22 protein-coding genes and 2 tRNA genes are annotated in these 23317 nt (G+C 70.2%); 11 read left to right on the plus strand and 13 right to left on the minus strand.

The window, feature by feature from the left end:
* Positions 1–20: 20 nt before the first annotated feature.
* Positions 21–545: an NUDIX hydrolase gene (locus ACZ5U5_RS35355; protein WP_469030115.1), complete on the minus strand. Its 525-nt coding sequence runs from the start codon at positions 543–545 to the stop codon at positions 21–23.
* Entirely contained in the window at positions 542–2023 is a 1482-nt protein-coding gene (locus tag ACZ5U5_RS35360) for a zinc-dependent metalloprotease (RefSeq protein WP_469030117.1), read from the minus strand. The genes ACZ5U5_RS35355 and ACZ5U5_RS35360 overlap by 4 nt, the downstream gene beginning before the upstream one ends.
* Before the next feature lie 191 nt (positions 2024–2214).
* Here ACZ5U5_RS35360 and ACZ5U5_RS35365 point away from each other — a divergent pair, with 191 nt between their 5' ends.
* The 4 genes from ACZ5U5_RS35365 to ACZ5U5_RS35380 all read left to right on the plus strand — a co-directional run bounded on the left by ACZ5U5_RS35365 (position 2215) and on the right by ACZ5U5_RS35380 (position 5521).
* A complete protein-coding gene (locus tag ACZ5U5_RS35365) occupies positions 2215–3327 on the plus strand; it encodes an SDR family oxidoreductase (RefSeq protein ID WP_469030120.1) in 1113 nt (370 codons plus the stop codon).
* Between the two features lie 111 nt (positions 3328–3438).
* A complete protein-coding gene (locus ACZ5U5_RS35370) occupies positions 3439–3903 on the plus strand; it encodes a molybdenum cofactor biosynthesis protein MoaE (protein WP_469030122.1) in 465 nt (154 codons plus the stop codon).
* A 307-nt stretch (positions 3904–4210) separates the two neighbouring features.
* Positions 4211–4381 (plus strand): hypothetical protein, encoded by a 171-nt coding sequence (locus ACZ5U5_RS35375; protein ID WP_469030124.1) that lies wholly within the window; start codon positions 4211–4213, stop codon positions 4379–4381.
* 51 nt (positions 4382–4432) lie between these two features.
* Positions 4433–5521 (plus strand): YlbL family protein, encoded by a 1089-nt coding sequence (locus tag ACZ5U5_RS35380; protein ID WP_469030127.1) that lies wholly within the window; start codon positions 4433–4435, stop codon positions 5519–5521.
* A gap of 72 nt (positions 5522–5593) precedes the next feature.
* On the opposite strand, the gene ACZ5U5_RS35385 is transcribed toward ACZ5U5_RS35380, so the two are convergent.
* Positions 5594–6133, minus strand: coding sequence for a PPA1309 family protein (locus ACZ5U5_RS35385; protein WP_469030130.1), 540 nt, complete (start codon positions 6131–6133; stop codon positions 5594–5596).
* 146 nt (positions 6134–6279) lie between these two features.
* Here ACZ5U5_RS35385 and ACZ5U5_RS35390 point away from each other — a divergent pair, with 146 nt between their 5' ends.
* The 4 genes from ACZ5U5_RS35390 (at position 6280) to ACZ5U5_RS35405 (ending at position 11617) form a co-directional block, all read left to right on the plus strand.
* Positions 6280–9201, plus strand: coding sequence for a UPF0182 family membrane protein (locus tag ACZ5U5_RS35390; protein ID WP_469030620.1), 2922 nt, complete (start codon positions 6280–6282; stop codon positions 9199–9201).
* Between the two features lie 50 nt (positions 9202–9251).
* A tRNA-Met gene (locus ACZ5U5_RS35395) sits at positions 9252–9325 on the plus strand.
* A gap of 220 nt (positions 9326–9545) precedes the next feature.
* A complete protein-coding gene (locus tag ACZ5U5_RS35400) occupies positions 9546–11366 on the plus strand; it encodes a tetratricopeptide repeat protein (protein ID WP_469030133.1) in 1821 nt (606 codons plus the stop codon).
* Positions 11367–11543: 177 nt separating this feature from the next.
* Positions 11544–11617 (plus strand) — tRNA-Met (locus ACZ5U5_RS35405).
* A gap of 86 nt (positions 11618–11703) precedes the next feature.
* Here the strand turns inward: ACZ5U5_RS35405 and ACZ5U5_RS35410 are convergent.
* From ACZ5U5_RS35410 to ACZ5U5_RS35425, 4 genes are all read right to left on the minus strand, one after another.
* On the minus strand, positions 11704–12849 hold the full coding sequence (locus tag ACZ5U5_RS35410) for an ABC transporter substrate-binding protein (RefSeq protein WP_469030136.1): 1146 nt from the start codon (positions 12847–12849) through the stop codon (positions 11704–11706).
* Positions 12850–12903: 54 nt separating this feature from the next.
* The gene (locus ACZ5U5_RS35415; RefSeq protein WP_469030139.1) at positions 12904–13782 is read right to left on the minus strand and encodes an ABC transporter permease; all 879 of its coding nucleotides are present in this window, start codon (positions 13780–13782) and stop codon (positions 12904–12906) included.
* Positions 13779–14546 (minus strand): ABC transporter ATP-binding protein, encoded by a 768-nt coding sequence (locus ACZ5U5_RS35420; protein WP_469030142.1) that lies wholly within the window; start codon positions 14544–14546, stop codon positions 13779–13781. The genes ACZ5U5_RS35415 and ACZ5U5_RS35420 overlap by 4 nt, the downstream gene beginning before the upstream one ends.
* A gap of 78 nt (positions 14547–14624) precedes the next feature.
* Entirely contained in the window at positions 14625–15041 is a 417-nt protein-coding gene (locus ACZ5U5_RS35425) for a Fur family transcriptional regulator (protein WP_469030144.1), read from the minus strand.
* Positions 15042–15169: 128 nt separating this feature from the next.
* Between ACZ5U5_RS35425 and ACZ5U5_RS35430 the strand changes: the two genes are divergently transcribed.
* Positions 15170–16639, plus strand: coding sequence for a catalase (locus tag ACZ5U5_RS35430; protein ID WP_469030146.1), 1470 nt, complete (start codon positions 15170–15172; stop codon positions 16637–16639).
* Positions 16640–16715: 76 nt separating this feature from the next.
* Here the strand turns inward: ACZ5U5_RS35430 and ACZ5U5_RS35435 are convergent, their stop codons facing one another.
* Together ACZ5U5_RS35435 and hisN are read right to left on the minus strand one after the other, a co-directional pair.
* Positions 16716–17114, minus strand: a complete 399-nt coding sequence (locus tag ACZ5U5_RS35435) for a CBS domain-containing protein (protein ID WP_469030148.1) — start codon at positions 17112–17114, stop codon at positions 16716–16718.
* Positions 17115–17282: 168 nt separating this feature from the next.
* Positions 17283–18083, minus strand: coding sequence for a histidinol-phosphatase (hisN, locus tag ACZ5U5_RS35440; protein ID WP_469030151.1), 801 nt, complete (start codon positions 18081–18083; stop codon positions 17283–17285).
* Positions 18084–18245: 162 nt separating this feature from the next.
* On the opposite strand from hisN, the gene ACZ5U5_RS35445 reads away from it, so the two are divergent.
* Positions 18246–18851, plus strand: a complete 606-nt coding sequence (locus ACZ5U5_RS35445; RefSeq protein WP_469030153.1) for a TetR/AcrR family transcriptional regulator — start codon at positions 18246–18248, stop codon at positions 18849–18851.
* Between the two features lie 34 nt (positions 18852–18885).
* On the opposite strand, the gene ACZ5U5_RS35450 is transcribed toward ACZ5U5_RS35445, so the two are convergent.
* The 4 genes from ACZ5U5_RS35450 to ACZ5U5_RS35465 form a co-directional block, all read right to left on the minus strand.
* On the minus strand, positions 18886–19209 hold the full coding sequence (locus tag ACZ5U5_RS35450; RefSeq protein WP_344525002.1) for a DMT family transporter: 324 nt from the start codon (positions 19207–19209) through the stop codon (positions 18886–18888).
* Positions 19210–19317: 108 nt separating this feature from the next.
* Positions 19318–20331, minus strand: coding sequence for a ribosome small subunit-dependent GTPase A (rsgA, locus tag ACZ5U5_RS35455; RefSeq protein ID WP_469030157.1), 1014 nt, complete (start codon positions 20329–20331; stop codon positions 19318–19320).
* A gap of 16 nt (positions 20332–20347) precedes the next feature.
* Complete coding sequence (aroA, locus tag ACZ5U5_RS35460) at positions 20348–21664, minus strand: 3-phosphoshikimate 1-carboxyvinyltransferase (protein ID WP_469030159.1); 1317 nt, start codon at positions 21662–21664, stop codon at positions 20348–20350.
* Between the two features lie 41 nt (positions 21665–21705).
* Positions 21706–22428, minus strand: coding sequence for a M50 family metallopeptidase (locus ACZ5U5_RS35465; RefSeq protein ID WP_469030622.1), 723 nt, complete (start codon positions 22426–22428; stop codon positions 21706–21708).
* 61 nt (positions 22429–22489) lie between these two features.
* On the opposite strand from ACZ5U5_RS35465, the gene ACZ5U5_RS35470 reads away from it, so the two are divergent.
* The gene (locus tag ACZ5U5_RS35470) at positions 22490–23305 is read left to right on the plus strand and encodes an SOS response-associated peptidase (protein WP_469030162.1); all 816 of its coding nucleotides are present in this window, start codon (positions 22490–22492) and stop codon (positions 23303–23305) included.
* Positions 23306–23317: the final 12 nt, after the last annotated feature.

Below are 23317 nucleotides of genomic sequence, written 5' to 3' on the forward strand. Positions count from 1 at the left end.
GGCGCCCCTGAGGGACGTTCTTAAAGTCGCGCCCTTGTTGCTTCCACCAAGCGCACCACCGACTCGTCCGCCACCCCCGCCACCTCGTCGTAGGCGAACCAGCGCAGGTCCAGTGACTCGTCGCTGATCGTCTCGACGGCGTCCTGCGGGGCCAGGGCGGCGTACTGCACGTCGAGGTGCTGCGTGCAGGGCCCCGGGATCGGGTGGCGGTCCAGCCGGACGGGGCCCCCGGAGAGCAGCGTCAGGCCCGGCACACCCGACTCCTCCGTGGCCTCGCGCAGCGCCGCCGCGGCCAGGGTCGGGTCACCCGGCTCGCAGTGGCCGCCCATCTGCAGCCACATCCGCAGCTTCTTGTGCAGGGTCAGCAGCACGCGCCCGCGCTCCGGGTCGATCACCAGGGCGCTGGCCGTCACATGGCCGTCCGTGCACGCCTTCCACATGCCGTTCTCGGGGTGGGCGGTCAGGTGGTCCAGGTAGTACTGACGCAGCTCTTCCTGGGCCTCGTAACCCTTCAGCACGAGGACCGTGTCGTCGTACAGGCTCACTTCTCGTCGTCGCCCTTGTCGTCGGTCTCCTCGGTGGCCTCGGCCTCGGCCGCCCCGGTGTCCTTCTTCAGGTCCGGCTTCCCGGCGTTGCCGCCCGCTGCCTCGCCGAGCATCTTGTCCAGCTCGGAGAAGTCCAGCTGCTCGTGGTGCACGAAGCCGTCCGGGTCGTCCAGGTCCGAGGCCGTCGGCAGCATGTCCGGGTGGGCCCACAGGCCGTCACGGCCGTCCACGCCGCGCGCGTCCGTGAGCGAGGCCCACAGGCGCGAGGCGTCCCGAAGCCGCCGCGGACGCAGCTCAAGGCCGATGAGCGTGGCGAAGGTCTGCTCGGCGGGGCCGCCCGACGCGCGGCGCCGGCGCAGCGTCTCGCGCAGGGCGTCGGCGGACGACAGGCGGGGCTTGGCCGCGGCGTGCACGACCGCGTCCACCCAGCCCTCGACGAGCGCGAGAGCCGTCTCCAGGCGGGCCAGGGCGGCCTTCTGCGCGGGGGTGTCCTCCGGCTGGAACATGCCCTGCTGGAGCGCTTCCTGCAGCTGCTCGGGGTTCTGCGGATCGAGCTGGCCGACCACGTCCTCCAGCTTGGCGGTGTCGACCTTGATGCCGCGGGCGTACCCCTCGACCGCGCCGAACAGGTGCGAGCGCAGCCACGGCACGTGTGCGAAGAGCCGCTGGTGGGCGGCCTCCCGCAGCGCCAGGTAGAGCCGGACCTCCTCCTGGGGGACGCCCAGGTCCTTGCCGAAGGCCTCGACGTTCACCGGAAGAAGGGCGGCCTTGCCTGCCGGGCCGAGCGGCAGGCCGATGTCCGTGGAGCCGACGACCTCGCCCGCGAGCACGCCCACGGCCTGGCCGATCTGCTGGCCGAACATGGCGCCGCCCATGGAGCGCATCATCCCGATCAGCGGGCCCGCCATGGCCTGCATCTCCTCGGGGAGCACGTCACCCATGGCGAGGCCGACGCGCTCGGCGACCGGGTCGACCAGTTCCTTCCACACCGGGAGGGTCGCCTCGACCCACTCGGCGCGGCTCCAGGCCACGGCCACGCCGGAGCCGGACGGCAGCGACGTCGCGTCGTCGAGCCACAGGTCGGCGAGGCGGATGGCCTCCTCGACCGCGCCGCGCTCGGCGGGACCGACGCTCGCGTCCTTGGTGCCGTCGGACGTCCCCTGGGAGACGGTCTGACGGGCGATGTCCTTGGCCATGTCCCAGTTCACCGGACCGCCCTCGTACGAGAGCATCTGGCCGAGCTGCTGGAACGCGGCGCCCAGGTCGTTCGGGTTCATCGACCCGAACATCGCGGCGAAGGGGTTGTCACCGCCAGGGCCGCCAGCGCCGGGCAGGCCGCCGAAGCCGAAGGGGTTCGAGGGGCCACCGGAGCCCTGTCCTCCGCCCTGTCCCCCTCCGGGGGTGTCCTTCTTCTTGCCCTCGTCGCCGTTCTCCGGCTCCTCCGGCGGAAGGCCGAATCCGAATGGGGTGTCACTCACGGGATTCCTCGGCTCGTCAGGCCGCCGGTACGGTTCCGGCGGCGGCTGCCCTACAACACCACCCAGCGTAGACACCGTGACGGGATCGGGCCTCAGTGCTCCGCCGACGCATGGCCTGCGGCAGGATGGATGCCACCTGGTACGTACGCGTCATTCGCGTATCTACTGAAGACAACCGCTGGAGACGCCTGGTGAGTTCCCCAGATCCACAGGTTCGCGCAGCGCGAAACCTTTCTACACCGGCCCCGGTCCGCGGGCCCGTGGTCGCCGTCACCGGCGCCGCCTCCGGCGTGGGCGCGCTGCTGACCGAGCGCCTGGCCGCGTCCGAGGAGATCAAGCAGGTCGTGGCCATCGACGAGCGGCGGGGCGAGTGCGCCGAGGCTCAGTGGCACATCCTGGACGTCAGGGACCCGGCCATCGCCGAGAAGCTGCGGGGCGCGGACGTCGTGGTCCACCTCGCGCTCGATCTCGACCTGGAGTCGGACCCCGCGGCCCGTACGGCGTACAACGTGCGGGGCACACAGACCGTGCTGACGGCCGCTGCGGCGGCCGGCGTCCACCGTGTCGTGCTCTGCACGTCGGCGATGGTCTACGGAGCGCTGGACGACAACGAACTGCCCCTCTCCGAAGACGCCGAACTGCGCGCCACCGCGGAGGCCACCGGTGTCGGCGACCTCCTGGAGGTCGAGCGCCTCGCCCGGCGCGCTCCCCGGGCCCACCCCGGCCTGAACGTCACCGTGGTGCGGCCCGCGATCCTGGTGGGCGGCACGGACACCGCGCTCACGCGGTACTTCGAGTCGCCCCGTCTGCTCGTGGTGGCGGGATCCCGCCCCGCCTGGCAGTTCTGCCACGTCGAGGACCTGTGCAGCGCCCTGGAGTACGCCGTCCTGGAGAAGGTCGACGGGGAGCTGGCCGTCGGCTGCGACGGCTGGCTGGAGCAGGAAGAGGTCGAGGAGCTCAGCGAGATCCGGCGCATGGAGCTGCCCTCCACGGTCGCCCTGGGCGCGGCGGCGCGGCTGCACCGCATTGGTCTCACCCCGTCCCCGGCCGGTGACCTCGCGTACACGATGTACCCGTGGGTGGTCAGCGTCAGCAGGCTGCACGACGCGGGCTGGCGCCCGCAGTGGACCAACGAGGAGGTCCTCGGGGAGCTCCTTGAGGAGGTCGCGGGCCGCCGTACCGTCGCGGGACGCAGGCTCGGCCGCAAGGACGCGACGGCAGCGGGTGCCGCGGGTGCGACGGTCGCTCTGCTGGGCGCCGCCGCTGTGGTGCGGCGCGCCCGGAAGGCGCGGCGCCGGATCTGAGACGTACCCCGGGCCCGGCCGTGGGCCTGTAGAGAGCTCCAACGCGGCACGCGCGCGTGCCGGGCGAAAGCGCTATTCCGTGATGTCCGTGCCGTGCGGCACCATGGCCGCATGGCACGCACCACGAACGACCACCCCGGCGAGCAGGCCGCACAGGACCCCATCAGGCTTCTCGCGATCCGTGACGCACCGCTCTCCCTGGACGAGGTCTTCCGGGCGGTCGGTGACGACGCCGCGGGCGGCACGGCGCTCTTCGTGGGGACCGTGCGCAATCACGACGGCGGCGCGGACGTCGACGAGCTCGGCTATTCGACCCATCCGACGGCCGAGGCCGAGATGCGCCGAGTGGCCGAGAGGGTCGTCGCCGAATTTCCGGTGCGCGCCCTCGCCGCCGTCCACCGCGTGGGCGACCTGGCCGTGGGCGACCTCGCGGTCGTCGTGGCGGTCTCCTGCCCGCACCGCGCGGAGGCCTTCGCCGCCTGCCGCAAGCTGATCGACGACCTCAAGCACGAGGTACCGATCTGGAAGCACCAACGATTCTCCGACGGTCAGGAGGAGTGGGTCGGCGCCTGTTGAGCCCGTCGCGGTCGGAACGGGCTCGTGTCTGGTCCGGCCGTTCGGACACGGTCGGCGGACGGAGTCCGACGCGGTCGTCGAAGCCTGGGAGGCCCGCCGGGGCCGAGCAGTGCGAGAGCGGCCATCAGGAATTGGGCCGGCCAGGAGGAGTGGGTCGGCGCCTGTTGATCGCCGGCCGCTTCACCGGGCCAGTTGGCCCAAGTGGGCTCCGGTTGCGTAACCCGACCCCTGGCGTGAGCGTTGACGCAGCGGATGGTTAATCTGCTGATCAGTCAGTTGTTGTCGCTCAAGGGGTCGGGAGGTCGACATGGCATCACTTGCCTGGTTGCTGATTCCGTTCGCGGCAGCCGTCGGTGCGGGGGTGTGGGCCGCCTTGGCGGCGCGCAACCGCAAGTCCGGCAAGACCGGGGACAACACCGAGCTGAACGGCTACGCGGCCTTCCGCGAGGCGATGGAGAAGTCCCACTCGGGCACGTGAGGCCGAAGGCCCCGAAGGTGCACTGACAGACAGGTCCCGTACTGTCGTTCCATGCCACGCCGCACCGCGACGATGCTCGCCTCCACCCTGATGCTGATCGCGCTGCTCTGCGCCGGAGTCCTCATCAAAGTGCCGTACTCGGAGATGTCCCCGGGTCCGACGGTGAACACCCTCGGCGACCACGGCGGCGAGCCGGTGCTGCAGATCTCCGGCCACAAGACCTATCCGACGACCGGTCACCTCAACATGACGACGGTCCGGGTCACGAGTGCCGACTACAACATGAACATCGCGGAGGCCGTGTACGGCTGGATGGCCCACGACAACATCGTGGTGCCGCACGACACCCTCTACCCGGACGGCAAGACCGAGCAGCAGTCGAGCCAGGAGAACGCCGAGGAGTTCAGCCAGTCCCAGGAGAGCGCCAAGGTCGCCGCGCTCAGGGAGCTGGACATCCCGGTGAAGTCCCAGGTCGTCGTCTCCACCGTCTTCAAGAACAGCCCCGCCGAGGGCAAGCTCCACGCGGGTGACGTCATCAGGAAGGTCGACGGCAAGCCCGTCAAGGAGATGACGGACGTCGCCGAGCTGGTCACCCAGCACAAGCCGGGCCAGGACGTCGTCTTCAGCCTCGTCCCCGTGAAGGAGGCGGCCGCCGCCGAGAAGGCGGGCAAGGAGCCGACCCGCACGGAGGACGTCAAGATCACCACCGAGAAGGCGAAGGACGGCCGGGCGATCGTGGGCATTCAGGCGGGCACCGATCACACGTTCCCGTTCACGATCGACATCAAGCTCGCCGACGTGGGCGGCCCCAGTGCCGGACTGATGTTCGCGCTCGGCATCGTCGACAAGCTGACCCCGAACGACCTCACGGGCGGCAATTTCGTGGCCGGCACCGGCACGATCGAGGACAACGGCAAGGTCGGCCCGATCGGCGGCATCGGCATGAAGACGGTCGGCGCGCGCGCCAAGGGCGCCGAGTACTTCCTGACGCCCAAGGACAACTGCGCCACGGCCGCCAAGGACGTCCCGGACGGCCTCACGCTGGTCAAGGTGGACACCATCGACGACGCGGTCAGCTCCCTCGACGACATCCGCAAGGGCGACACCGCGGACCTGCCGCAGTGCACGGTGAAGAAGTAGCCGGTGAAGAAGCAGTAGCCGGACGTACGCGGGCGGGGCCGGACCCCGCCCGCATACGGGAACGGCGTGGTGTCAGGCGAACGTGGCCGCAAGCGCCTCCGCGAGGCCCGGAACCAGGTCGGACCCCGTCAGGACCTCGGTGGCCGAGTCCTTCTCGCGCAGCCGCAGGGCCGAATCACGCGCACCGTCACGCAGCACCGCGACCGTCATGCGGACCTCCTGGCGGTCCGGGTGCTCGGCCACCCACTTCGCGAGCTGAGCCTCGCTGAGCCCCTCGGGGACGGACGTCTCCGCGGACGGCGGCAGCATCAGGCGCTCCACCGTGAGCGCGCAGCCCGCCACGGAGTCCGGCCAGGCGATGGTGCCGAGGAACTCGTCCAGCGGCTTGCCCTCCGGGATCTCTTCCTGCTCGATGGGTGTGAGGCCGGTCTCCTCGGGGGAGTTGTCGAGGCCCAGCTGACGGGCGAGGCCGGGTTCTTGGGAGCGCAGTCGCGCCGTGTCGACGAGCGCGAAGAGGCGTGCGGGCCGGTCCCAGCCGAGGCCGGACGCGTACTCGTCGATCTCGAGAACGGCACGGGTGAGGGGGCTCGCTGCCATGGGAGTGTTGGACATGGTCACAATCCTGCCTCGTTAGTCCCGAGAAACGGGAACCGAGTAAAGCGTAGGTAAGTTGCATAGGTGTGGGTCCACGATCACAGGACCCTGACGGATCAACAGAATCAACATCGAACTTCGAGGTGCGCACCTTGGCTTTCCAGATGCCGGACCGCGGCGGAGGCCCGACGGGGCCACGGATCAGAGTGGGCCGACCGTCCCGTCGCGTCCGGACCCTGCTCATGACACTGGGCATCCTGGCGGTACTCGCCATGGTGTTCGTCATGTTCGCGGGGTTCTGGACGGACTGGCTCTGGTACCGCTCGGTTAATTATTCGTCGGTCTTCACGACGACACTGTGGACCAAGATCGGCCTGTTCTTCGTCTTCGGCCTCCTGATGGCGGCCGCGGTCGGACTGAACATCTGGCTGGCGCACCGGCTGCGCCCGCCGCTGAGCGCCATGTCGATGGAGCAGCAGAGCCTCGACCGGTACCGCATGAGCATCGCGCCGTACAAGAAGTGGCTGCTGCTCGGCATCGCCACGCTCGTCGGCCTGATCGCGGGCGCGTCCGCTGCGGGCCAGTGGCGCACATGGCTGCTGTGGGTGAACGGCGTCTCCTTCAATCAGAAGGACCCGCAGTTCCACCTGGACGTGTCGTTCTTCGCGTTCGACCTGCCCTGGTACCGCTTCCTGCTCGGCTTCGGCTTCGCGGCCACGGTGCTCTCCCTGATCGCCGCCGCCCTGACGCACTACCTGTACGGCGGACTGCGGGTCACCAGTCCCGGCGCGCGCGCCACGGCTGCGTCCACCGGGCACCTGTCGGTGCTGCTGGGCGTCTTCGTGACGCTCAAGGCGGTGGCGTACTGGCTCGACCGGTACGGCCTCGCGGTGAAGTCCAGTGACTTCAAGGCGACGGGCGACTGGACGGGCCTTCGCTACGTGGACGCGAACGCGTACCTGCCGGCCAAGACCATCCTGTTCTGCATCGCCGTCATCTGCGCCCTGCTCTTCTTCGGGACGCTGTGGCGGCGCACCTGGCAGCTGCCGGTCATCGGCTTCGGCCTGATGGTCCTCTCCGCCATCCTCATCGGCGGTCTGTACCCGGCCATCGTGCAGAAGTTCCAGGTCCAGCCGAACGAGCAGGCCAAGGAAGCGCCGTACATCAAGAAGAACATCGCGGCGACGCGCAACGCGTACGGCATCAGCGGTGTGAAGCCCGAGGACTACAAGGGCGCCGGCAAGGCCGACGAGGATCCCAAGAAGAAGCGCGACGACGCGGACTCGGCCGCCAACTACCGGCTGAACGACCCGAACATCGTCTCTCCGACGTTCCAGCAGCTGGAGCAGGAGCGCGAGTACTACCGCTTCCCGACGACCCTGGACGTGGACCGCTACAACGGCCAGGACACCATCGTCGGTCTGCGTGAGCTCAGCCTCGACAAGCTCGAGAAGCGCAACTGGATCAACGACCACTTCGCCTACACCCACGGGTACGGCATGGTCACGGCCAAGGGCACGGAGACGAAGAAGGGCTCCAAGGGCGCCCCGGACTTCACGAACTTCGGTCTGCCGACCGCCGGCAACCTCGGCGAGTACGAGCAGCGGATCTACTACGGCGAGAAGACCACCCAGTACTCGATCGTCGGCGGGCCCCAGAAGGAGCTCGACTACGAAGAGGACGGCGGCGGCCAGAAGACCTACAGCTACAAGGGCGACAGCGGGGTCAATCTCTCCAACCCGATCAACCGTGCGGCCTACGCGGTGTCCTTCGGCGAACCGCAGATGCTGTACTCGGGCGCCATCGGTGAGGGCTCGCGGATCCTCTACAACCGCACCCCCAAGGAGCGCGTCGAGTCGGTCGCTCCCTGGCTGACCATCGACGGCGACACGTATCCGACGGTGGTCGACGGCAAGATCCAGTGGGTCGTCGACGCCTACACGACGAGCAACGGCTATCCGTACGCCTCGCGGACCACGCTCGGCGACACCACGGCCGACTCGCTGTCCGAGTCCGACGACCAGCGCGCGGTGGTGGCCCAGCAGAACCAGGTCAACTACATCCGCAACTCGGTGAAGGCGACCGTCGACGCGTACACCGGAGAGGTCAAGCTCTACACCTGGGACGACACGGACCCGGTCCTCAAGACCTGGAAGAAGGCGTTCCCGGACACCGTCAAGGACAAGGGTGAGATCCCCAAGGCCCTGATGGACCACCTGCGCTACCCCCAGGACATGTTCAAGGTGCAGCGCGAACTCCTGACGCTCTACCACGTCACGGACCCCGGCCAGTTCTACAACGCGAGTGACGCCTGGCAGGTGCCGAACGACCCGACGAAGAAGGACAACAGCGCGGTTCCGCCGTACTACCTGTCCATGAAGACGCCGGGCCAGACGCAGCAGCAGTTCGCACTGACGACGACGTTCACCCCCAGCGGGCGCCCCAATCTGCGCGCCTTCATGACGGTCGACGCCGACGCCAGAAGCAAGGACTTCGGCAAGATGAAACTGCTGAGAGTCACGGGCGACGTGGACGGCCCGGAACAGGTCCAGAACAAGCTGAACTCGATGACCGAGGTCGGTAACTTCGTCCGGGACATGAAGGGCGCCGACTCCGACGTCCTCTACGGAAACCTGCTGACGGTGCCACTGGACGACGGGTTCCTCTATGTCGAGCCCGTGTACGTACAGGGACGCAAGTCGGCGTATCCGCTCCTGAAGAAGGTCGCGGTGTCCTACGGCACGGAGACCGCGTTCGCGGACTCCCTGAGCGACGGCCTCAACCAGGTCTTCGGCGCCGAGGGGACCACCAAGCCACCGGCCGACGAGGGCGACACGGACGAGCCGGCCGAGCCGCCCAAGTCGAACGACCCGACGGTGCAGGCTGCCCTCGACGACGCCCAGACGGCGTTCGAGGACGGGCAGACGGCCCTGAAGGACGGCGACTGGGAGGCGTACGGCAAGGCGCAGGACGACCTGCAGGAAGCCCTGCAGCGCGCCGAGGACGCCCAGGCCGCGGCGGACAAGAAGGGCGACAAGAACGGCGACGCGAACGCCGACAAGAACGGCGACAAGAAGGGCGGCTGACCTGCTGCGAAACACCCCCTCCGCGCCGTGGTACGGTTGCAACACAACGGCGCGGGGTGGAGCAGCTCGGTAGCTCGCTGGGCTCATAACCCAGAGGTCGCAGGTTCAAATCCTGTCCCCGCTACTCAAGACAGAGGCCCGGATCCTTATCGGATCCGGGCCTTCGTCGTGTGTGCGTGGGGTCCGTGGCGTCGTGCGCTGGTCTGTGCGAACCGTGCGCCTCCCGGGGGGAGTTGAGGGATTCGTGTTTGACTTGTCTCTCTGTGGGCATGTCGACAAAACGCTGAAGTGACCTCACTGGCTGCGGTATTTCAGGTATACCCAGGGTTGCAGGTGGTGCGACGATGGACGTTATGGGGGACAAGGCAACTCTGTTGGATACAGGGCGGTTTGTGCAGGCGGCCGACCGGGAGGATCCCGGGACGGCCGCCGAGGAGTTGCGCCACCGGATGGCCGCCGAGGCCGGAGATGTCGACGCGATGAGCGTCCTCGGAAGCCTTCTGCTGCGCCGCGGTGATCTCGACGGGGCCGAGTCCCTGCTGCGCGCCGCGACCGCCGAGGGTGACCGTGCGGCGGCCAACAACCTCGGAGTCCTCCTTCACCAGCGCGGGTACGCCGACGAGGCGGCCGGCTGGTGGCGGGTCGCCGCCGTGGCCGGTTCCGCCGCTGCCGCGCACGCGCTCGGGCGCCACCACCGGGAGCGCGGCGACGAGCCCGCCGCGGAGTACTGGCTGCGGCAGTCCGCCGAGCAGGGCCACGCCCTGGGTGCGTACGCCCTCGCCGATCTCCTGGAGCACCGCGGTGACGTGGGCGCCGAGCGCTGGATGCGGGCCTCGGCCGAGCGCGGCCACCGCGAGGCCGCGTACAGGATCGCCCGCGCCCTCGACCGGCGGGCCACTGCCGAGCGCGCCGACGGCAAGGCCACCGCGAAGGCCGACGTCAAAGGAGCACGTTCCGCTGCCGCCGAGGCCGAGCAGTGGTACCGCCAGGCCGCCGCGCGCGGACACCGGCGGGCCGCGCTGCACCTCGGCGCGATCCTGGAGCAGCGCGGCGAGCTGAAGGAGGCCGGGCGCTGGTACCTGAACTCCGCGAAGGACGGGGAGGCGCGTGCCGCCTGCGCCCTCGGCTTCCTGCTGCGTGACGCGGGCGACGAGGAGAGCGCCGCCGTCTGGTGGCTGAAAGCAGCCCAGGACGGCGACGGCAACGCCGCGAACGCCCTGGGCGCGCTGCACGCCGAGCGGGGCGAGACCCAGACCGCCGAGCGCTGGTACAGGGCCGCCATGGACGCGGGCGACGTGAACGGCGCGTACAACCTCGGTCTGCTCTGCGCCGAGCAGGGGCGGACCGTGCAGGCCGACCAGTGGTACAGGCGCGCCGCGTACGCCGGTCACCGCGAGGCCGCCAACGCGCTTGCCGTGCTGCTGCTCCAGGGCGGCGACGCGGCGGGCGCCGAGCCCTGGTTCTCCAAGGCGGCCGAGGCGGGCAGCGTGGACGCGGCCTTCAACCTCGGGATCCTGTACGCCTCCCGGGACGACGACGACTCCGCCCTGCCCTGGTACGAGCGTGCGGCGGCGGCAGGGCACACCGAGGCCGCGCTCCAGGTCGGCACCGCGCGGCTGCGGGAGGGCGACGAGCAGGAGGCCGAGCGGCATCTGCGGTGCGCGGCGGGTGGCGGCAGCGCGGAGGCGGCGTACCGGCTCGGCACCGTGCTCGACGCGCGGCGGTCCGCCGCGGGGCCGCCCGCGCTCGGGGAGCCCGCCGCGGAGAAGACCGAGTGCGAGGAGTGGTACGAGCGGGCTGCCCAGCAGGGGCACCGGCGTGCGCAGGTGCGGGTCGGGATGCTGGCCGCGGGGCGCGGGGATGTCGTCGAGGCGGCGCGGTGGTACCGCCTCGCGGCGGACGCGGGCAGCCGGAACGGGGCGTTCAACCTGGGGCTGCTGCTTGCCCGTGAGGGGAGTGAGCCCGAGGCCGCGCTCTGGTGGACGCGGGCCGCTGACGCGGGGCACGGGCGTGCGGCTCTGCGGCTTGCGCTGCTCTACGCTCGGCGCGGGCAGCTGGTTGAGGGGCAGCGGTGGGCTTCCCGTGCGGTGGAGCTGGGGCCGGCTGAGGTTTCCGAGCGGGCGGCTCGCTTGCGCGAAGCTTTGCAGCAGGAGCTGACTGCGTAACGCCTCAGCTTTCGTGACGTGCGGCTGTCGGGCGGGTGCGGGCCGTCTGTGGGCTGTGCCCACCCGTTCCGCCCTGCGGAACGCCTGCCCACAGCGGCGCGGAACGCCTGCCCACAGCAGGCGCCGGAGCTGATTTGCGCTGGTCGTCGCGCTTGACGTACGGTTGCGACACAACGGCGCGGGGTGGAGCAGCTCGGTAGCTCGCTGGGCTCATAACCCAGAGGTCGCAGGTTCAAATCCTGTCCCCGCTACTCAAGGCCAAGGGCCGGAAAGCTTTTCGAAGCTTTCCGGCCCTTGGTGCGTTACGGGGCGCATGACGGGGCGCGTAACCGGGCCGCTACCGCTTGTGGCCCACCGCCTCCTCGTACAGCCTGCGCTCCACCGCCTTCCCCTCCGGGACCTTCTCGCCCTCGGCGACGCCCGCGGCCTCATAAGCCGCCTGGAGCCGGTCCGTCGTGCCGGCCCGGATCTCCCAGTCCATGCGCAGTGACGGAGTCGACTCCAGGACCGCCTCGTCGATCTTCAGGAGCTTCGCGAGGTCGGCCACGAAGGTCTTGTCCGCCTTGTAGTCACCGGCGAAGTACGTGTTCACGGTCCGGATGTACGCGCGCAGCAGCGCGACGCCCGCGTCCGGGTCCTCGGACAGGAGATTGGGGCCGAAGAGGAGACCGCCGAGCGGTTCGCCCTGGGGCTGGCCGCCGAGGAAGGCGTACCGCTCGTCGCCGTCGACCTTGCGCCAGACCGGGTCGAGGAGCCAGGCGGAGTCGGTGCCGCCGTTCTGGAGCGCCGTCAGGACGTCCGCCGAACCCAGCTGCTGGAACTGGATCTTGTCGAGGCCGCCGCCGTGCTTCTTCAGCGCCTTGCCCATGGGGTACGAGATGACCGAACCCTTGCCGATCATGGTGCCGAGCTTGCGGCCCGCCATCGGGACGCGGTCCGCGCTCTCGCCCTTCTTCAGCTTCACCCACAGGCCGCTCTTGGACTTCGGGTCGGGGGAGAAGTTCCCTGCCGCCCACTTGATGGTGAAGCCGCCCGTGATGCCGTTCATGACGGCGGCCTCGGGGGCGGCCCACTGGGCGTCGATGTCGCCCTTGGCGAGGAGGGGGAGGGCGTCGGGGGTCGGAAGGACCTTGAGCTGGACGTTCAGGCCCTCCTTCTTGAACTCGCCCTTGTCCACGGCCATTTGGAGGGGCGCGACGTACTCGGCGCTGAGCGTGCCCGTGGCGATGGTGAGGTCGCGTTCCTTCGGCAGCGGGCGCGGCGCCGGAGCGCCCTTGTCGCAGCGGGCGGGCGCGCGGTCCTCGGCGAGGTCGGACGGGTCCGTCCAGCTGCCCTTGCCGCAGCCGGGGACCGCCTTGACGGCGCGGGGCTTCGCGGGCGCCGCCGAGTCCGGGGCGTCGTCCTCCTTCGCGCAGCCCGCGGAGGCGAGCAGCGAGCCCGCCACGAGGAGGGCCAGGGCGGAGAACCGGGTGCGGGTGTGCATAGAGCCTCCGTACGCGTACGAATGGTTCATGGCTGGTGGTTCATGGCCGGTGATTCAGGGCTGGCTTCTGCCGCGGTCGCGCGGGGCCCACGGAGTGAGCAACCGGCCCGCGATCCGCACCAGTTCGGAGAAGACGACGCCGAGCACGGCGACGCAGACGATGCCGACGAACATCACGTCGTTCTGGAACAGCGCGCGGGAGTCGAAGATCAGGTGCCCGAGGCCGTTCGACGCCGCGATCTGCTCGGATGCCACGATCACCAGGACCGCGACGCCCGCCGCGATCCGCGCCCCGACGAGCACGGCGGGCAGCGAGGCGGGCAGCAGGACATGGCGGAACATCTGCCACGGCGACGCCCCGAAGACCTGGCCCGCGTCGCGGTGTCCCGAGGGCACGGCGAGCACCGCCGCCATCGTCGAGATCCAGACGAAGAAGAAGACGGTGGCCGCCACGAGCGCGATCTGCGGGCCCTCCCCGAGGCCGAACATGTTCAGGAAGACGGGCAGCAGGGCCAGCTTCGGTACGACGTACAGGGCGTCCAGGAGCGGTTCGAGGGCCGCGCGTACGAGCGAGAGCGAGCCCATGAGGAGGCCGAGCGCGTAGCCGGTGACCGTGCCGATCGCGTAGCCGGCGAGCACGCGCTTGAGCGTGGCCCAGACGTCGGGCCACAGGTCGCCGTCCGCGGCGCGTTCCCAGCCGTCCTGAAGGATGGTCTGGGGAGCGGGGTAGACGCGGTCGTCGATCCAGGCCTGGGTGGCGGCGAGTTGCCACAGGAGGAGCAGGGCGAGGGGGACGGCCGCGGCGAGGCCGATCTCCAGGATGCGGCGCCTGCGGTGGGTGCGGGCGGGGTGCAGCTCCTGGGGGCCGGGCCTGCGGACCAGTACGCCGTCCTCCTCGGGGCCGGCCGCCTTGCGCGGGGTGGTCGTCGTCATGCCGGGACCACCTCGCCGCGCAGCAGGTCCCACAACTCGCCCTTGAGGGCGTTGAATTCGGGCGTCGTGCGTACGTCACCGCTGCGGGGCCGCGGGAACGGCGGGCGGTGCTCGGCGATGATGCGGCCCGGCCGGGCGGACATGACCAGGACGCGGTCGCCGAGCACGATCGCCTCTTCGAGGCTGTGGGTGATGAAGAGGGTGGTGGTGCGGGTGGTCTGCGTGAGGTCGAGGAGTTCGTCCTGGAGGATCGTGCGGAGCTGGGCGTCCAGGGCCGCGAACGGCTCGTCCATCAGGAGGATCTCGGGCTCGACGGCCAAGGCGCGGGCGATGGCCACGCGTTGGCGCATGCCACCGGAGAGGGTGGCGGGGTAGGCGTCGGCGAAGTCGGCAAGGCCGAGGCGGGTCAGCCAGTCGGTGGCGCGGGCGTTCGCTTCTTTTCGCGGTACGCGCTGGATTTCCAGGCCGAAGCGGACGTTGGCCTGGACGGTCTTCCAGTCGTATATGCCGTAGTCCTGGAAGATCATGGCGGCGGGGCGCGGGTCCGTGGTGCGGATCATCAGGCGGCCCTGGCTCGGCCGCAGCAGGCCTGCGGCTATGCGGAGCAGGGTCGACTTTCCGCAGCCTGAGGGGCCGACGATGCAGGTGAATTCGCCTGGGGCGATCTTCAGGTCCAGCGGCCCCAGGGCGTCCACGGCCTTGGCGCCGCGGCCGAACGTTCTCGTTACTGCGTGGGCTTCGAGTTTCGGGTGCGGGTCTCCCACGGGGTCTCCTTGCGGAGGGCAGGCGGATATGTGGCGCCGCCGACCATATGACGCACCGTCAGATTCTGGAAGGGGTCCTTACCCCGCCGCGCAGTTCGGGCACGTGCCCCGGTACGTGACGTCCGCGCCCTCGACCGTGAAGCCGAAGCGCTCCGAGTCGGGGAGGCTGCTCAGCGGGTTGCCCGTGGGGTGGACGTCGCGGATCGTGCCGCACTGCGCGCACACCAGGTGCTGGTGGGGGCGGTGGGCGTTCGGGTCGTACCGCTTGGCCCTGCGGTCCGTGGAGACCTCGATGACCTCGCCGAGGGTCACCAGCTCGCCCAGGGTGTTGTAGACGGTCGCGCGGGAGATCTCGGGCAGCTTGCCGACGGCGCGGGCGTGCACCTCGTCCGCCGTCAGGTGGACGTGGTCCCCGTCGAGGACCTCGGCCACGACGCGCCGCTGCGCTGTCATGCGCCAGCCGCGTCCGCGCAGTCGTTCCAACAGGTCGCTCATGTGAACCAGCCTAACAGGTGGAGAGCCTAAGTCCCGACGAGGTGTGACTTTGGATGCTTGCTTGACTTAGACAATGTCTATCGTAGGATCGGGTTCAGTAAACACCTGGGGACAGGACCCGCAGGAAAATGACGCAGGAGGCGCACGTGACGCAGGGACCGCTCACCACGGAGGCCGGAGCGCCGGTCGCCGACAACCAGCAAAGCGAGACCGCGGGCCTCGGCGGACCGGTGCTCGTGCAGGACCAGCTCCTGCTCGAGAAGCTCGCCCACTTCAACCGCGAGCGCATCCCGGAGCGCGTCGTGCACGCCCGGGGCGCGGGCGCGTACGGCACCTTCACGCTCACCCGTGACGTCTCGCAGTGGACGCGTGCCAAGTTCCTCTCCGAGGTCGGCAAGCAGACCGAGACCTTCCTGCGCTTCTCCACCGTGGCCGGCAACCTCGGCGCGGCCGACGCGGTGCGCGACCCGCGCGGCTGGGCGCTGAAGTTCTACACCGAGGAGGGCAACTACGACCTCGTCGGCAACAACACCCCTGTCTTCTTCATCCGGGACGCCATCAAGTTCCCCGACTTCATCCACACCCAGAAGCGTGACCCGTACACGGGCTCGCAGGAGGCGGACAACGTCTGGGACTTCTGGGGCCTCAGCCCGGAGAGCACCCACCAGGTGACCTGGCTCTTCGGCGACCGCGGCATCCCCGCCTCGTACCGCCACATGGACGGCTTCGGCTCGCACACGTTCCAGTGGAACAACGAGGCCGGTGAGGTCTTCTGGGTCAAGTACCACTTCAAGACCGACCAGGGCATCAAGAACCTCACGCAGGACGAGGCCAACAAGCTCGCCGGTGAGGACCCCGACTCCCACCAGCGCGACCTGCGCCAGTCGATCGAGCGCGGCGAGTTCCCGTCCTGGTCCGTGCAGGTGCAGATCATGCCCGCGGCCGACGCGTCGACGTACCGCTTCAACCCGTTCGACCTCACCAAGGTGTGGCCGCACGCGGACTACCCGCCGATCGAGATCGGCAAGCTGGAGCTCAACCGCAACCCGGAGAACGTCTTCGCGGAGGTCGAGCAGAGCATCTTCTCGCCCGCCCACTTCGTGCCCGGCATCGGCCCGTCCCCGGACAAGATGCTCCAGGGCCGTCTCTTCGCGTACGGCGACGCCCACCGCTACCGCGTCGGCATCAACGCCGACCACCTGCCGGTGAACCGCCCGCACGCCACCGAGGCGCGCACCCACTCCCGTGACGGCGCGCTGTACGACGGCCGTCACAAGGGCACGAAGAACTACGAGCCGAACAGCTTCGGCGGTCCCTTCCAGACGGACCGCGCGCTGTGGCAGCCCGTCCCCGTCACCGGCGCCACCGGCAACCACGAGACGCCCCGGCACGCCGAGGACAACGACTTCGTGCAGGCGGGCAATCTCTACCGCCTGATGTCCGAGGACGAGAAGGGCCGCCTGGTCGACAACCTGGCGGGCTTCCTCGCCAAGGTCTCGCGCGAGGACATCGTGGACCGCGGGATCAACAACTTCCGTCAGGCGGACGGTGACTTCGGCAAGCGTCTGGAGGCCGCGGTCCAGGCCCTGCGCGGCTGAGACCGCTTGTCGTAGGGAAAAGGCGGGCCGGATCCCCTCGGGGGTCCGGCCCGCCGCCGTTCTCGGGGAGCGCCCCTCAGGCCGTGAGCGTGGGTGTGGGCTGCCGGCTCGGGGCCCAGCAGCGGATGATGTCGCGGACCGAGACGATGCCGGTCGGTTCGTTGCCGTCCATCACGATCAGGTGCCGGAAGCCGCCGTGCGACATGGCGTCGGCCGCTTCCTCCAGGGTCCATGACGGGCTGGCGAAAACGACGTCGGTCGTCGTGTGGGTGCCTGCGGTCTCGGTGTCGGGGTTCTGGCCGAGGCCCAGCGAGACGAGGACGTCGCGCTCGGTCAGGATTCCCAGGCTGGTGTCGGAGTCGAGGACGACGGCCGCGCCGACGCGGCGCGCCGACATCAGCCGGGCCGCCTGGCGCAGTGTGTGGGCGGGACCGATGGTGAGGACCATCGTGCTCATGGCGTCGCGGACGAGCATGGGCTTGAGCCACCTCCTGAGTGGACCGCTAGAGAAGCGATTCACAAGTTCACAAGTGGGGGGACTCTCAGAGTCGCAGCCATGCGGGTCGTCAACAAGGGGGCGCGTGCTGCCGGTTCAGGGCGTACGCACAAAGGGCGCACGCCTCGGCCACACGGGGCGCACGCCTCAGTAGCGCTGGTTGAGGTAGCCGAGCAGCTCCTCGTGGAGCAGGCCGTTCGACGCCGCCGCGTTGCCGCTGTGCGGGCCCGGGGCGCCGTCGAGGCCGGTGAACGTGCCGCCCGCCTCGGTCACGATGATCGCGGTCGCCGCCATGTCCCAGAGCGAGAGCTCGGGCTCCGCGCAGATGTCGACCGAGCCCTCGGCGACCATCATGTACGGCCAGAAGTCGCCGTACCCCCGGGTGCGCCAGACCGCCCGTGTGAGGTCCATGAACCCGTCGAGGCGGCCCTGCTCCTCCCAGCCCGTCAGCGAGGAGTACGCGAACGAGGCGTCCTGGAGCCGCGAGACCTTCGAGGCGTGCAGCCGGGTCGCGGAGGTCAGGCTGCGCCCGGTGTAGGCCCCGGCGCCCTTCGCGGCCCACCAGCGGCGGCCGAGTGCAGGCGCCGACACGACGCCCACCACCGGCTGGAAGCCGCCCTCGCCGGCCTCCATCAGGGAGATCAGCGTGGCCCAGACCGGCACCCCGCGCACGTAGTTCTTGGTGCCGTCGATCGGGTCGATCACCCAGCGGCGCGGGCCCGTGCCCTCGACGCCGAACTCCTCGCCGAGGATCGCGTCGCGCGGGCGCCCCCGCTTCAGGTTCGACCGGATCAGTTCCTCGGCCGTTTTGTCCGCCTCGCTCACCGGCGTCATGTCCGGCTTGGTCTCGACCTTGAGGTCGAGAGCCTTGAACCGGTCCATCGTCGCGGCGTCGGCGGCGTCCGCGAGGACATGGGCAAGACGCAGATCATCGTGGTAGTCGGGCATGAGTGAACAGTATCGATCTCGTTGTGCCTGAGCCACAGCGCCGTATGTCCGGGCCGTTCCGGGACATGACGCATACCGTGCCAGGTCGCGCCGGGAGTATTGACACCGCTTCCGAGCACGTCAACTCTGGCCGCAGAGCCGCTTCGGCCCCGGGAGGCGACGATGCCTGCGGCACGGGAATCCTTACTGGACGCGGCCGACACGGCGCTCGCCCGGCGACCGTGGCCGGGCGTCCGCATGGTCGACGTCGCGGCCACCGCCGGGGTGTCCCGGCAGACCCTCTACAACGAGTTCGGCAGCAAGGACGGCCTCGCGCGCGCCCTGCTCCGGCGCGAGACCGACGCGTATCTGCACGGCGTGGAGCGCGCGTTGGCCGTGGAGGGCGGACCGGTGGACCGGCTCACCGCCGTGAGCGCGTGGACGATCGCCGCCGCCCGCGGGAACGAACTCACCCGGGCCATGCTCACCGGCTGCTGGAACGAACGGCTGCCCGCGCCGACCAGGCCAGGAGCCTCCGCGTCGCCCGTACCGGCACAGCGGCGCGCGGACGCGGGTGTCCCCTCGCCCACCGAACTGCTCGCCCTCGTCCGGGACAAGGCGGTGAACGCGCTGAACGGCCGGGTGCGGCCGAAGGACACGGAGGAGCTGGCCCTGGCCTGCGAGAGCGCCGTGCGGATGGCGCTGTCGTACGTCGTCGCGCCCTCGCCCGCGGGGGAGGACCCCGTGGAACTCGTGCGCGGGACCATCGGGCGCTGGATCAACGCCTGAACCCCTGAAGTGACGTGCCGGCCGAAGTGACGTTCTAGTGCGCCGAGCCCGAGAGCTGCAGGCCGATGACGCCCGCGATCACCAGTGAGATGGAGACGATCTTGAGCGTGGAGACCACGTCACCGAGGAAGATCATTCCGTAGATCGCGGTGCCCGCGGCGCCGATCCCCGTCCAGACCGCGTACGCCGGACCCACGTCGAGCTTGCGAAGGGCGAGCGTGAGCAGACCGAAGCTGCCGAGGGCGAAGGCCGCGAAAGTGATCGTCGGCCAGAGTCGGGTGAAGCCGTGCGAGAGTTTGAGGCAGACCGCGAAACCGGTCTCCAGGAACCCCGCGACGATGACCAGCAGCCACGCCATGTCTGTGCCTCCGCAACCGTACGTTCGGTGACCGCTTCGCCTGCCTTGGATCAGGCTTGGTGCGATTATGCCCTTGCCGCTGCGCCCCCGGCGCAAACAACGGCGAGGTCAGTCGTCGTCGCGTCGCTCACGGGTGGCGAGGAGCCTGCGCAGCGAGTAGAGGCGCGCGGGGTCCGCGTGGCCCCCTGCCACCCACGCGTCGAGCGCGCAGTCCGGCTCGTCGTGGCTGCACGCGCGCGGGCACTCCTCCGTCCCCGGCACCAGGTCGGGGAAGGCGAGGATGACGCGGGACGGGTCGACGTGATGCAGGCCGAAGGACCGCACGCCGGGCGTGTCGACCACCCAGCCGCCGGGCGAGCCCGCCAGCGGGAGCGCGAGCGCCGAGACGGTGGTGTGCCTGCCGCGGCCCGTGACGGCGTTGACGTGTCCTGTGCTGCGTCGGCGATCCTCGGGGACCAGGGCGTTCACCAGCGTCGTCTTGCCCACACCGGAGTGGCCGACGAACGCGGTGACCTTGCCGTCGAGCACCTCGTGCACCCGGGCGAGCTCAGCGTCGTCGGTGAACTCCTCGCGGCTGGTGACGACATAGGGCATGTCGAGCGTGGAGTACGTCTCCAGGATCTTGTCGGCGGACGCCAGGTCGGACTTGGTCAGGACGAGGAGCGGCGTGAGACCGCCGTCGTACGCCGCCACGATGCAGCGGTCGATCAGGCGCGTGCGCGGCTCCGGGTCGGCCAGGGCGGTGACGATGGCGAGCTGGTCGGCGTTGGCGACGACCACCCGCTCGTACGGGTCGTCGTCGTCGGCCGTGCGCCGCAGGACCGACGTTCGCGGCGCGATGCGCACGATGCGCGCGAGGGTGTCCTTCTTGCCGGAGAGATCTCCGACGAGCGAGACGTGATCGCCCACCACGGCGGCTTTGCGGCCCAGTTCGCGGGCCTTCATGGCCATCACGATCCGGTCGTCGACCAGGACCGTCAGGCGGCCCCGGTCGACCGTCAGGACCATGCCGTCGGACGCGTCCTCGTGCTTGGGCCTGATGTGGGTGCGAGGGCGGTTGCCCTTGCGGTTGGGGCGGACGCGGATGTCGTCCTCGTCGGGGTTCTTTCCGTAGCGGCGCATGTCCTGGATCCGCCCGTCAGTTCCCGAGCATTCCGGTCCAGAGGTCGGGGAAGTCGGGCAGCGTCTTCGCCGTCGTCGCCACGTTCTCGATCTGTACGCCCTCCACCGCCAGGCCGATGATCGCGCCCGCGGTGGCCATGCGGTGGTCGTCGTACGTGTGGAAGATCCCGCCGTGCAGGCGGCGCGGACGGATGTGCAGGCCGTCAGCGGTCTCGGTGACGTCGCCGCCGAGCTCGTTGATCTCCTTGGTGAGGGCCGCCAGGCGGTCCGTCTCGTGCAGGCGCAGGTGGGCGACGCCGCGCAGGGTCGAGGGGGAGTCGGCCAGGGCCGCGACGGCCGCGATGCCGGGAGTGAGCTCACCGACCTCGCTCAGGTCCACGTCGAGGCCGTGGATCGAGCCGGAGCCGGTGAACACGAGCCCCTGCTCGGCCAGTTCGCAGGAACCGCCCATCTCGGTGAAGATCTCCCGCAGCTTGTCGCCGGGCTGCGTGGTGTGCGCGGGCCAGTCGGGGACGGTCACCCGGCCGCCGGTGACCAGGGCCGCCGCCAGGAACGGCTGGGCGTTCGAGAGGTCCGGCTCGACGGTCAGATCACGGCCGAGCAGGGCGCCGGGGGTGACCCGCCACACGTTCGGCTCGCCGCCCGCCTCCGGGGTGTCCACCTGGGCGCCGACCGCGCGGAGCATGTCGACGGTCATCCGGATGTGCGGCATGGAGGGCAGCGCGGAGCCGGTGTGGCGTACCTCGACACCCTGGTTGAAGCGCGGGCCCGAGAGCAGCAGGGCGCTCACGAACTGCGAGGACGAGGAGGCGTCGATCTCGACCGGGCCGCCGTCCAGGGCGCCCGCGCCGTGCACGGTCAGCGGCAGCGCGCCGCGGCTGTCGTCGTCGATACGGGCGCCGAGCGCGCGCAGGGCGTCGATCACGCCGTTCAGCGGACGCTCGTACGAACGGGGGTCGCCGTCGAAGCGGATCGCGCCGTCGGCGAGGGCGGCGACCGGGGGCAGGAAGCGCATGACCGTGCCGGCGTTGCCGACGTCGACCGTGGCGGGGCCGTGCAGACCGGAGGGGATGATCCGCCAGGCCTCACCGGAGCCGTCCGGGCCGACGCCTTCCTCGATGCCGACGCCGAGCGCGCGCAGGGCCCCCGCCATCAGGAGGGTGTCGCGGGAGCGCAGCGGCCGGCGCAGCCAGCCGGGCTCGGCGGCGAGGGCGGCGAGGACTAGGCCGCGGTTGGTGACCGATTTGGACCCGGGCACATGGACCGTCGCGGCGACGGCTCCGCTCGCGTGCGGGGCTGGCCAGAGGGTGCTGTGCGCGGGGTTAACGGTCATGCCCCCACTTTAGTGGCAGAGAGCTGGGGGGTCGTGGCTGCTCAGAGGCCGAGCAGCCAGCGCCCGCCGCCTATCAGCGAGCACAGTGAGACGGCGTGGAAGAGGAAGAGCCACATGCCCGCGGGGACGTGCGTGAGCCGGGACAGCTGGTCCGCGTCCGAGTCGCCCGCGCCGCCGCGCCTGCGCTTGGACTGCAGCTCGAAGGCGGGACGTACGCCGCCCAGGAGCAGGAACCACACCACGGCGTACGCGAAAGCCGCCTGCACCTGCGAGCTGGTCAGCCAGGAGACGAGCAGGAAGGTGCCGCCGGTGACGATCACCGTGAGGGCGCCGTACGCGTTCCGGATCATGACGAGCATCACGATGAGCAGCGCCGTCGCGATCCACAGGAACGCCGTGATGTGGCCGGCGGCGAGGAGCGCGGCGCCCGCGAGGCCGAGCAGCGGCGGGGCGGTGTAGCCCGACGCCGCGGTCAGGATCATGCCTATGCCGGTGGGCTTGCCCCGGGAGACGGTGAGGCCGCTGGTGTCGGAGTGCAGCCGGATGCCGTCGAGGCGGCGCCCGGTCAGCAGGGCGACCAGGCCGTGGCCGCCCTCGTGCGCGATGGTGATCGCGTTGCGGGCCACACGCCAGATCCCGTGCGGGAGGACGACCGCGAGGGCGACGACGCCGGTGGCGATCACCAGCCACTCGTCGGGGGCGGCCTGCGTGCCGAAGACCCGGTCCCAGAGGTCGGTCAGGCTGGCGGTGGCGGTGCTTTCCATTGCTCGTGCCATGTTCTGGACCGGCTCCTCTGGTGGTACGGGGTCTGGCAGTCTGGCACGTATGTGCGGACGGTATGCATCGAGTCGTAGGCCCGAGGATCTCGCAGGAGTCTTTGAGATCGAGAAGTGGGAGCCGGAGGAGGCGCTGGCCCCCGATTTCAACGTGTCTCCCACCAAGGAGGTCTACGCGGTCCTCGACCGTCCTCTGAAAGACGCCGAGGACCCTGCTCCGGTTCGCCAGCTGCGCACCCTCAAGTGGGGTCTCGTCCCTTCCTGGTCGAAGACGCCCGAGGGCGGCGCCCGGATGATCAACGCCCGCGCGGAGACCGTGCACGAGAAGCCGTCCTACCGCCGGGCCTTCGCCACCCGCCGCTGTGTCATCCCGGCCGACGGCTACTACGAGTGGGTCACCGGCTCCGGCGAGCGCGAACTAGAGGTCGAGGGCAAGAAGAAGCGCCCCCGCAAGCAGCCCTACTTCGTGACGCCCGCCGACGGCTCGGTCTTCGCGATGGCGGGGCTCTACGAGTTCTGGCGCGACAAGACGCTCCCCGATGAGCACCCCCTCGCCTGGTGGGTGACGTGCACGGTGATCACCACCGAGGCGGAGACCGCGCCCCTGGCGGTCGCGCCCGAGGAAGGCCCGCGCTCGCTGCACGACATCCACCCGCGGATGCCCCTGATGCTCACGCCGGACCGCTGGGACGCCTGGCTCGACCCGTCGCGCACGGACGTCGAGGACCTCCGGCCGCTCCTGGAGCCGCCGCCGCACGGCCTGATGCGGGCCTTCCCGGTGTCGACGGCGGTCAGCAACGTGCGCAACAACGGTCCCGAGCTGCTCAAGGAGCTGGACGGGCCAGAGGAAGGCACACTCTTCTGATGTGACCCAGCA

The organism is Streptomyces sp. NPDC033177, assembly GCF_055577715.1.